Origin of the sequence: Pseudomonas sp. CM25 (assembly GCF_013179705.1) — a bacterium.
Taxonomy (GTDB): Bacteria; Pseudomonadota; Gammaproteobacteria; order Pseudomonadales; family Pseudomonadaceae; genus Aquipseudomonas.
In genome coordinates this window covers 1-10,298 of record NZ_JABMCW010000205.1, presented here as the reverse complement: position 1 = coordinate 10,298, position 10,298 = coordinate 1, and the positions used below count along the sequence as shown (strand labels likewise).

General features: G+C 62.4%; 9 protein-coding genes. 5 read left to right on the top strand and 4 right to left on the bottom strand.

Translation table 11 applies throughout. The features are described from left to right. Together HP546_RS19605 and rarD are read left to right on the top strand one after the other, a co-directional pair. Positions 1-978 (top strand): EAL domain-containing protein (locus HP546_RS19605; RefSeq protein ID WP_172228536.1); only part of this gene is annotated, 978 nt, incomplete at its 5' end. Positions 979-1,011: 33 nt separating this feature from the next. Continuing rightward, positions 1,012-1,899 (top strand): EamA family transporter RarD, encoded by an 888-nt coding sequence (gene rarD / locus HP546_RS19600; protein WP_172228534.1) that lies wholly within the window; start codon positions 1,012-1,014, stop codon positions 1,897-1,899. On the opposite strand, the gene HP546_RS19595 is transcribed toward rarD, so the two are convergent. Further along, positions 1,862-3,433, bottom strand: a complete 1,572-nt coding sequence (locus HP546_RS19595; protein WP_172228532.1) for a TerC family protein — start codon at positions 3,431-3,433, stop codon at positions 1,862-1,864. The two genes, rarD and HP546_RS19595, sit on opposite strands and share 38 nt — an antisense overlap. Positions 3,434-3,724: 291 nt before the next feature. On the opposite strand from HP546_RS19595, the gene HP546_RS19590 reads away from it, so the two are divergent. Beyond that, the gene (locus HP546_RS19590) at positions 3,725-4,306 is read left to right on the top strand and encodes a LysE family translocator (protein WP_172228530.1); all 582 of its coding nucleotides are present in this window, start codon (positions 3,725-3,727) and stop codon (positions 4,304-4,306) included. 102 nt (positions 4,307-4,408) lie between these two features. Here HP546_RS19590 and HP546_RS19585 read toward each other — a convergent pair whose 3' ends face one another. The 3 genes from HP546_RS19585 to HP546_RS19575 form a co-directional block, all read right to left on the bottom strand. Continuing rightward, positions 4,409-5,191 carry an AraC family transcriptional regulator gene (locus tag HP546_RS19585; protein ID WP_172228528.1) on the bottom strand — a complete coding sequence of 261 codons (783 nt, stop codon included), beginning with the start codon at positions 5,189-5,191 and terminating at the stop codon, positions 4,409-4,411. A gap of 44 nt (positions 5,192-5,235) precedes the next feature. Beyond that, positions 5,236-6,354 (bottom strand): glycosyltransferase 61 family protein, encoded by a 1,119-nt coding sequence (locus HP546_RS19580; protein WP_172228526.1) that lies wholly within the window; start codon positions 6,352-6,354, stop codon positions 5,236-5,238. A 64-nt stretch (positions 6,355-6,418) separates the two neighbouring features. Continuing rightward, the gene (locus tag HP546_RS19575; protein ID WP_172228524.1) at positions 6,419-7,573 is read right to left on the bottom strand and encodes a hypothetical protein; all 1,155 of its coding nucleotides are present in this window, start codon (positions 7,571-7,573) and stop codon (positions 6,419-6,421) included. A gap of 534 nt (positions 7,574-8,107) precedes the next feature. Between HP546_RS19575 and HP546_RS19570 the strand changes: the two genes are divergently transcribed. Both HP546_RS19570 and HP546_RS19565 read left to right on the top strand, forming a co-directional pair. Beyond that, positions 8,108-9,727 (top strand): NADP-dependent glyceraldehyde-3-phosphate dehydrogenase, encoded by a 1,620-nt coding sequence (locus HP546_RS19570; RefSeq protein ID WP_172228522.1) that lies wholly within the window; start codon positions 8,108-8,110, stop codon positions 9,725-9,727. Between the two features lie 110 nt (positions 9,728-9,837). Then, positions 9,838-10,298, top strand: a 461-nt coding sequence (locus HP546_RS19565; RefSeq protein WP_172228520.1) for a VOC family protein, incomplete at its 3' end; no start/stop codon positions are given.

Genomic DNA, 10,298 nt, shown 5'->3' with positions numbered 1-10,298 from the left:
CATGTGCTGCTGGGCTCGACCCGCTACCCGTTCAGCGTGCAGGGCGGCTATGCCGCCGCGCAGCAGGGCCGGCTGTGGCGCAGCCACTATCCGGCACTGCTGGGCCTGCTGCTGGTGCTGGGCGCTGCAGCCGCCCTGGCCTGCCGCTGGCAGATCCGCCGCGCCAGCTCGCCCCGCGCCGAACTGCGCAGGGCGCTGGAGGCCGATGAATTTCTGCCATACTTCCAACCAGTGGTGCGCCAGGGTGATTATCGCTGGGCCGGCGCCGAAGTGCTGATGCGCTGGAACCATCCGCAAGAAGGCCTGGTACGGCCCGACCTGTTCATCCCCTACGCCGAACACAGCGGGCAGATCGTCGACATGACCCGCGCGCTGATGATGCACACCGCGCAGAGTCTGGCGCCGTATGCCGGGTTGCTGGAAGACGGCTTTCACATCGGCATCAACATCACCGCCGACCATTGCCGCGACCTGAGCCTGCTGGACGACTGCCGCACCTTCCTGCAGCACTTCCCACACGGTCGGGTGGTGCTGACCCTGGAGCTGACCGAGCGCAAGCTGATCGAGCCCACGCCCGTGACCCTGGAACTGTTCGAAAAACTCCATGCGATGGGCGTGATGATTGCCCTGGACGATTTCGGCACCGGCCAGTCCAGCCTCAACTACCTCCGCCAGTTCAAGGTCGACTACCTGAAGATCGACCAGAGTTTCGTCGCGCTGATCGGGGCCGATGCGCTGTCGGTGCATATCCTGGAAAGCGTTATCGAGCTGTCGGCCAAGCTGGGCCTGGGCATCGTCGCCGAAGGCGTGGAAACCGCAGCCCAGCGTGACTACCTGGCCCGCCACGATGTGGACTTCCAGCAGGGCTACCTGTTTGCCAAGCCCATGCCTGCGGCACAGTTTCTTGAAGCGCTGGCCGCCCGCCCAGGCGCGACACAGTTGCCGCAACGCACGCCCCCTGAGATCATGCGCGGCTGATTCACCCGCTCAACTCCCGTATTCGAGGCATTCGTGTCAAAAGGCATCGTTTCATCGGTCATGGCGTCCTGTCTGTTCGCTGTGATGTATTTCTATACCTCCCTGCTCAAGCCACTCGATGGCGAAGAGATCTTCGGCTGGCGCACCTTGCTGACCCTGCCCTGCCTCACCTTGTTCATGCTTGTCTCGAAGGACTGGAAACGTGTGGGTGAGCTGTTTTCGCGCATAAAACGTACACCGGCACTGTTGCTGGGCATGGTCGGTACTTCGTGGCTGATGGGCGTGCAGTTGTGGCTGTTCCTGTGGGCGCCCCTGCACGGGCGCAGCCTGGAAGTGTCGATGGGCTATTTTCTGCTGCCGCTGACCATGGTGCTGACCGGGCGGCTGGTGTATGGCGAGCGCCTGTCACACTTGCAGAAGGTAGCCGTGGCCTGCGCCGCGCTGGGCGTAGGCCACGAGCTGTACCAGCATGGCAGTTTTGCCTGGGAAACCCTGGTGGTGATGATCGGCTACCCGATCTACTTCGTGCTGCGCCGGCGCTGCCGCACCGACCACCTCGGAGGCCTGTGGTGCGACATGTGCCTGCTGCTGCCGTGGGCGCTGTACTTCGTCATCCAGGGCCCGCTTTCCGGTGCCGACCTGCAGGCACACCCAGGGCTGTACGCGTTGATCCCGATCCTCGGGGCGATCAGCGCCTCGGCCCTGATCGCCTATGTACTGGCCAGCCGCTTGCTGCCGTTCAGCCTGTTCGGCCTGCTCAGCTACGTCGAGCCCGTGCTGCTGGTGGGCGTGGCGTTGCTGCTGGGCGAGAGCATCGGCCCGGATCAGTGGCTGACTTACCTGCCGATCTGGGCCGCAGTGCTGGTGCTGGTGCTGGAAGGCTTCAAGCACCTGCTGCGTCAGCGTCGCCGTTCGGTGTGAGCCGCACCTGGCGCACGCGGCGCTCCTCGACTGCCTCCACGGTCAGCGTCCAGCCATTCCAGGCCAGGCGGTCACCGACCATCGGCAGGCGGTCGAGCAGGCTCATCACCAGGCCGGCAAGGGTCTGGTAGTCCTCGGTGGCGCGGGCGCTGAAGCCGGTACGTGCTTGCACCTGGCTCAGGTTCACGGCACCACTGACCACAAAGGCTGGACCCTCCTGGACGATGCCCGGGCCTTCCACCTCGCTGGCATCCGGCAGCTCACCGGCAATCGATTCCAGGATGTCGGTCATGGTCAGCAGGCCGGTGAAGTCACCAAACTCGTTGACCACGAAGGCAATGTGGGTCGACTGGCCGCGCATCTGCTCCAGGGCGTTGAGGATGCTGAAGCTTTCCAGCAGGTTCAACGGCACCCGGGCCATGCCTTCAAGGTCTGGCTGGTTGCCCGATAGCAGTTCCTTGAGCAGTTCCTTCTTGTGCACAAAGCCCAGCGGCTCGTCGACACGGCCATCGCGAATCAACGGCAAGCGCGAGTACGGCGAGTTGGCGAGTGCCTGGGTAATGGCATCAGCCGGCTGCGCCAGGTCGATCACATCGACCTCGGTGCGGGCGGTCATGACCGTGCGAATCGGCCGCTCGGCCAGGTTCAGCACGCCACTGATCATTACTCGCTCGCGGCGGTCGAACACCACCTGCTCCTCGCCGCCCTCGACCAGGTCAGCAATTTCCTCGCCCACCTCGTCAGCTTCGACCCGGCGCCCACCCAGCAGGCGCAGCACGGCATGCGCCGTGCGTTCACGCAGTGGCCGGTGTTGCTGCACACTGCGTTTGCGACGGGCACGGGCCAACTGGTTGAACAGCTCGATCAGGATCGAGAAGCCGATGGCCGCGTACAGGTAGCCTTTCGGAATATGGAAGCCCAGGCCCTCGGCAGTGAGGCTGAAGCCGATCATCATCAGGAAGCCCAGGCACAGCATGATTACCGTGGGGTGGGCGTTGACGAAACGGGTCAGCGGCTTGCTGGCCACGATCATGATACCGATCGAGAAAATCACCGCGATCATCATGATCGACAGGTGCTCGACCATACCTACCGCAGTGATCACGGCATCCAGCGAGAACACCGCATCGAGCACCACGATCTGCGCGACAATCGGCCAGAACGCCGAGTGACGAACCGGGCCGCTGGCCTGTGCCACATGGCCTTCCAGGCGCTCGTGCAGCTCCATGGTGGCCTTGAACAGCAGGAACACACCACCGAACAGCATGATCAGGTCACGGCCGGAGAAGCTCTTGTCGAACACCTCGAACAGCGGCGCAGTCAGCGTGACCATCCAGGAGATACTGGCCAACAGGCCCAGGCGCATGATCAGCGCCAGGCTCAGGCCAATGACCCGCGCGCGGTCGCGCTGATGTGGCGGCAGCTTGTCGGCAAGGATGGCGATGAACACCAGGTTGTCGATACCCAGCACCAGCTCGAGGACGATAAGCGTCAACAGGCCCAGCCAGGCCGTGGGGTCGGCTAGCCATTCCATTAGCGGGTACTCACGACGGTAACGTCACAGGGACGGGGAACGGATGGCCAGGACGGCCGAAAACTGGGGGGCTCCGCGAAGGTGCTCATATAGGCCTTGATAACAGATTGGGAGAAAGATGCTACAAGCCCAGCAGGTTTATCTGATAGCGCAAAACTATTACAAAACCTGTAACAGCCCTGCTTGAACCCGGGCCACTTGTGCAAATCCGGGACGGGAGACTTTTCTTCAATACGCGAGGCCCGGGATGGCCGAGGATGGACGCCTCCCTTGACCATACGGATTGCCCTCATGAGCCTGTCCCTTTCCATGGCCGCTTTCGCATTGGCGGCCTCGATCTCCCCTGGCCCGGTCAACATCGTCGCGCTTGGCAGCGGCGCCCGCCACGGCCTGCGCGCCAGCCTGGCGCATGTGGCCGGTGCCACGCTGGGCTTTTGCCTGTTGCTGGTACTGGTCGGGCTGGGCGTGCATCAAATGTTGACGCGCTGGCCATTGCTGGGCCTGCTGTTGCACTGGGGCGGCGTTGCCTTCCTGCTGTACATGGCGTGGAAGCTGGCCAGCGATGGCGGCCGCCTGGGCAGCACTCAGACTGATCAGGCCCCCACGGCCTGGCACGGTGCGGCCATGCAATGGCTAAACCCCAAAGCCTGGCTGGCGGCGGTGGCAGGGGTTGGCGCCTATACCGGGGGTGAACAGCACTTGCTGTGGCTGTTTGCCTGGATCTATGGGCCGATCTGCTTCATCTCGGTAGCCAGTTGGGCTTGGGCCGGTAGTGTGATACGCCAGTACCTGAGCGACCCACGGCACATGCGCCTGCTTAATCGGGGCTTGGCAGCGTTATTGCTGGGCAGTGCGGTTTACCTGGTGATCTGAGGGCCTGTACCGGCCCTGTCGCCGGGCAAGCCAGTGCCCACAGGGTCGCATCAGGGCTGACAGGTGCTTGCCGCAAGAAATGCAACGCAGCGAAGGCCACACTCAGCTGTTTGCATTGCGGTAATGGCCCGGCGTTGCCGCCAGGTGCTGTTTGAATGCCCGTTGCAGGTGCGCCTGGTCGGCAAACCCGGCCTCCTGCGCCACCTCGGCGATCGCCCTGCCCTGGCGCAGCTGTGCGCGGGCCAGTTGCACGCGCTGGTCGAGCAGGTAGCCGTGCGGCGTCAATCCAAAACGTTGGCGAAACGCACGAATCAGGTAGGACCGCGACAGGCCGCAGGCCGAGCAGATGTCTTCCAGGCTCAGTGGGTCGCTGCGATGAGCGCGTATGAAAGCTGCGGCAGCGTCCAGTCGCGGGTTGCCCTCGTCAATCACGCTGGCCTCACCACCAAGCAACCCGGGCAATGCGCTGAACAGGATGGCCAGGCGTGCTTCGCGATCCGCCACACTGGCATCGAACAGGTCTGCAAAGGCCTGCAACAGCCGCCGGTACAACACGGGCGAACGGCTCCAGGTCTGTGCCGGCAAGGCAAAATCCAGCGCCTGCAACCAAGGCCAGTCGACAAACAGCATCAGGTAGGACCATGTCTCGCCGGCAATGGGGTTGCAGGTATGCACCACGCCCGGGTTCATGAGGACTGTGGTACCCGCCTCCACCTCAATGCGCTGATCGCCATTCAGATAGGTACTGCGCCCACCGGTGATCACCCCAATGGAAAAGCTTTCGTGGGAATGTGCCGCATAGCACACCTGGCGCCCATCCCCTACCCGACGGGCTTCGACGAAAGGCAACGCAGGGTCGCGCCAGAACCGTGATACCTCGATCATCCCTCGCCCTTCTCGTCGCGGCCATGTGCCTGGATACTACACAGTTATCGGGGGAACAAGTCCAGCGTCCGCTCCACCTCGCCGATGTCGATCCTGAAGCCATCGCCCTCCGGTATGCCGACCACAAACCCGAAATGCTGGTGGTCACGGTCCGTCAGGTATTTGTAATAGCTGACAAAGCGGTTCGGCGGCTGCAAGGTCAGCAGGCTACCACCGGCTTGCAGCACATTGACCCCATGCACCAACTGGCTACCCTCGACGCCGACGACCACGTTAGCCCCGGCGCACGCTGCAACGATACTGGGCACATCGGACTTCAACGGGTTGACCACGCGAAAGCCCCGGGTGATGCGCAGGTGTTCGGCAAGCTCCAGTTCGTTGCGCAGCAGGCGCAGGTCGCCGTCGCCGCCACGCAGCAGAAACACCCCAGGGTGCGGGGCATGCGGCACATGCGAAAGCAGTTTGTCGCCCATGGCCTGGTAGCGGGCATGCCGACTGCGGTTGTTGCTCTGGTCATCGAACAGCACCAGTTCACGGAAGAACGCACTGCGCAAGCGCAGCGGTTTCATGCCCAGCCAGTCTTCGTAGGCCGGTGCCTGGGTAAACAGCGGAAACTTTGCCGAAGGCGCAATGGTCACCGGCAAGCCCTCGTTACAGGCCAGTGCATAGGTTGGGCAGTCTTCCATCAGCCAGGTGCCGAACCACGAATTGCCGTTTTGCGTGCAGTAGACGGCCGCACGGTCGATCTCGTTGTCGACGATGATGGTCGGAAAGGTACTCGGTTTCTGCGACAGCCAGTGGCTGGCCTTGCCCTTGTACAACGCCCCGTCGACCAGCCATGCATTCTTGATCAGGTAGCCTCGGGTGGGGCCTTGCGAGGTACTGATGCCGCCCTCCATGGTGCGCGCCGGGTGCTCGTAGGGGTAGAACCGCTTGCCCTCCCAACCCGTCACCCGTTCCAGCTGGCCGGGCAGGTAGAGGGCCGGCGGCGAAACCGTGACCTCACCTGGGGCGATGTCCCAGCGTTTGTCGGCGATGCTTTTCAGGTCCAGGGCCCGGTGCTTGCCCAGTCGTTTACGCGCCATGTAGCGGTAGGCGGCCAGGGTCCAGGTATGCTGCCTGGCTGCGGGAGATGCACTGAACTGCGAGATATCGCCTCCCATGAAGCGTCCTCCCTAGATGACGAGCCTGGCGCGGAGCGCCGATCAATGGTTCACAGGCAACGACTCAGCTGCACGCAACCCGTTCCAGGGTGGGCGGCGACTGCAGGTTGGCATAGCGGCTGCGCAAGCTCTCCACGAACGGCTCGCCCTCGGCGTTGCCGCCATAGAGGTAGATCTTGTGCAGCCCGCCGAACACCATTTCATGATAACGGCTGGCCACTTCCTCACTGCTTGGCCCGTCGGGCAGCCCCAGGTGCAGGGTCAGCTTGTCGCCTTCAACCGCGAACATCGGCGTGTCCCAGAGGAACTTCGCCGTACCGGTCCTGGGCAGGCGGACGAACAGGTAGGCATGGTTGCCCAGCGAGTCGATGTCACCCCCACGGCGGCGCTTCCATTTCAACAAGCCGTCATCAGGGCGCGCCAGGCACAGGCCGATATCGTAATAATCGAAGCCCTGCTCGAGGGCCCACTCGAGGGCCATGAAGGTGGTGATCGAGTTCACCTCGCGCAACTTCTTGGCATCGGCAAATACCGCTTCGCAATAACCGAAACGCAAAGTGCTCCAGTAACGCTTGCCGCCGCGCACCACTTCACAGCCCAGGTGGCAGCCGATTACTTCATCGCCCAAGGTAATCAAGTCGAGCCGGCCGACACTCTTGGCAATGCGAAATACCTCATCGGTGGGAAATTGCGCGGCATGGATGCCCTGCCGCGCGCTGGCATAGGGGCGAAGCAGGTCGCGGTCAGCCATGGCGATCTCGTCGTCGGACAACGCCTGACGCATCTGGTACAGCGGGCGGTTCTTGCGGATGCTACGCCTCAGTTCGCTGTCGTAGCGAGCGGTAATGTCCTCCAGCGCGCGGCCCAGTGGCACGACAGCGCTGAGGTAGTGCGGCACCGACAAGGCGCCGGATGTCGGCATTTCGCTGACCAGCACCACATGGCTGGCGGCCGCTGTCGCACGCGCACTGTCAACGATCGCCGCGCTGCCCTGGCTTTTGCCGGCAATCAGCAGCTTGGCCATTTCCCGTTGCTGCTTGCGGCCGATGTAGAGGATTTCGTAAGGGCTCTCCTGCTGCAGCCGAAACCTGGCAACCTCCCAGCGCCAGAAACAGGCACGCGCCATCACTTCACGCACCTTGCTGGCCAGGTGTCTGATTTCGTAACGCTGGGAGGGCGATATGTATTTTCGCGCCACTGCCGTCAAGGTCGCTTTCATGTCTGCTTCGACGTCCTTTGAAGTGCCCTATGGTGTATCGGGAAAAAACAATAAATCAGCAATAAAAAACGTAACATCCTGATATCTAAGTAATTACAAGTAACTTCTGCCATCACATCCAGTAACAATTTAAGATACCCAAAAACACTTTGGCAAGTGGCACTTTGATTGCGCTGAATAAAGTTTAATGGCGTCAATTTTTCTGCATTAACTGCCTCAACTCCCAGTCATTAGCTATAAGCGGGCCGACCTCGCGGCACCCGATTAACACTTCGCTATTTCAAAAAACTTTTTGATGCCTTCTTTGCATAAACGAGCAGGACATGCCTGCTAACAGCCCGCATCAACGCTGCTCAAGCCGCAGTTGCCGTGCTGGGCGGAACCCGCACTGAAGCAAACCCAGATGACACCGTGTCGCGGGCACACGTGACAAGTTTGAGCCAGACTGGTGTTTTTCCCGCAGCCGGTGCATGCTCGAAGCTGAAGCGTTTCACCTGGCTTTGAACCCGCCCAGCAATGTGAGGTGCAGTACCCATGGACCGTCTGCTCGATTCACTCTTCCCCAGCGCCGAGAACATCCCGGAACCCTGGCGCCTGGAAGCCCCTCTGGAACAACGTGACTACCTGGTGAACGGTGAGCTCAGGCGCTGGGACGGCCCGCTGGCCACGGTGCGCAGCCCGGTCTGGCTCAAGGACGGCAGCGAGGAACGTCAGGTGATCCTGGGCAGCGCCCCGCTGCTGGATGCCGATACCGCACTCACTGCCCTCGACGCCGCCGTGCAGGCCTATGACAAGGGCCGTGGTGCCTGGCCGAACATGCGCGTGGCCGAGCGTATCCAGCACGTCGAAACCTTCCTGGCGCGCATGCGTGAGCAGCGTCAGGCCGTGGTCAAGTTGCTGATGTGGGAAATCGGCAAGAACCTCAAGGACTCGGAAAAGGAATTCGACCGCACCTGCGACTACATCGTCGACACCATCAACGCCCTCAAGGACCTCGACCGCCGCTCCAGCCGCTTCGAGCTCGAACAAGGCACCCTGGGCCAGATCCGCCGCGCGCCACTGGGCGTGGCGCTGTGCATGGGCCCCTACAACTACCCGCTCAACGAAACCTTCACTACGCTGATCCCGGCGCTGATCATGGGCAACACCGTGGTGTTCAAGCCGGCCAAGTTCGGCGTGCTGCTGATCCGCCCGTTGCTCGAAGCCTTCCGCGACAGCTTCCCGCCGGGGGTGATCAACGTCATCTACGGCCGTGGCCGGGAAACGGTAAGCGCGCTGATGGCCAGCGGCAAGGTCGATGTTTTCGCCTTCATCGGCACGCACAAAGCCGCCAGCGACCTGAAAAAACTGCACCCGCGCCCGCACCGCCTGCGCGCAGCGCTGGGCCTGGACGCCAAGAACCCGGGCATCGTGCTGCCTCAGGTGGACCTCGACAACGCCGTCGAGGAAGCCGTCACCGGTGCGTTGTCGTTCAATGGCCAGCGCTGCACCGCACTGAAGATCCTGTTCGTCCACGAAGACGTGGTCCAACCCTTCCTCGACAAATTCCAGCGCAAACTGGCCGCGCTCAAGCCGGGCATGCCCTGGGAACCCGGCGTGGCGCTGACGCCGCTGCCCGAACCGGGCAAGGTCGATTATCTCGATGGCCTGGTCGCCGATGCCACGGCAAAGGGTGCGCACGTACTCAACACAGGGGGCGGCCAAAGCCGGGGTTCGTTCTTCTACCCAGCGCTGCTGTACCCGGTGAACAGCGACATGCGCGTCTACCACGAAGAACAGTTCGGCCCGCTGGTGCCGGTGGTGCCATACCGCGACCTGCAGACGGTGATCGACTACGTGCTGGATTCCGATTACGGCCAACAACTGAGCCTGTTCGGCAACGACCCGGCGACTATCGGCAGCCTGGTCGACATCTTTGCCAACCAGGTCGGGCGCATCAATATCAATGCCCAATGCCAGCGCGGCCCCGACACCTATCCGTTCAATGGCCGCAAGAACAGCGCCGAAGGGACCTTGTCGGTGCATGACGCCCTGCGCGTGTTTTCCATCCGTACCTTGGTGGCGACCCGATTCCAGGAAGCCAACAAGGAGCTGATCAGCGAGATCATCCGCAACCGCCAGTCGAGCTTCCTGACCACCGACTACATCTTCTGACAGACGCGCTTATAGAGAATCGGTCTAGCACCCTTGTCGATTTTCCTTCTGCGCAGACGACTCTAAGCAACAGGGCGCCCTCCGGCGCCCACTGCAAAGGAGCGTCGAACATGGCAGCCAAACCCATCCCCGAAGGCCAGCACAGCATCACCCCCTACTTGGCCATCAACGATGCCGCCAAGGCCATCGACTTCTACAAGCAGGCTTTCGGGGCAGTCGAAATGTTCCGCCTGGACGCCCCGGGCGGCCGGGTAGGCCATGCCGAGCTGAGGATCGGCGATTCTTCGCTGATGCTCGGCGACCCCTGCGACATGGAGGGCGGCCTTACCGCCAGCCAGAAGCTCAACGGTGCAGGCGTAGGCATTCATTTGTATGTCGAGGACTGCGACAAGGTCTACGCCCAGGCCCTGGCAGCCGGCGGTACCCAGTTGCACCCTTTGACCGACCAGTTCTATGGCGACCGCAGCGGCACCCTGAAAGACCCGTTCGGCAATATCTGGTTCGTTTCCACCCGCAAAGAGGACCTGAGCCCCGACGAAATACGCGCCCGCGCGGCGAAGATGTTTGGCGG

Coding starts and splice junctions, on each gene's coding strand:
- HP546_RS19595 (WP_172228532.1), bottom strand. CDS start 3,433: ATGGAATGGCTAGCCGACCCCACGGCCTGGCTGGGCCTGTTGACGCTT.
- HP546_RS19590 (WP_172228530.1), top strand. CDS start 3,725: ATGAGCCTGTCCCTTTCCATGGCCGCTTTCGCATTGGCGGCCTCGATC.
- HP546_RS19585 (WP_172228528.1), bottom strand. CDS start 5,191: ATGATCGAGGTATCACGGTTCTGGCGCGACCCTGCGTTGCCTTTCGTC.
- HP546_RS19580 (WP_172228526.1), bottom strand. CDS start 6,354: ATGGGAGGCGATATCTCGCAGTTCAGTGCATCTCCCGCAGCCAGGCAG.
- HP546_RS19575 (WP_172228524.1), bottom strand. CDS start 7,573: ATGAAAGCGACCTTGACGGCAGTGGCGCGAAAATACATATCGCCCTCC.
- HP546_RS19570 (WP_172228522.1), top strand. CDS start 8,108: ATGGACCGTCTGCTCGATTCACTCTTCCCCAGCGCCGAGAACATCCCG.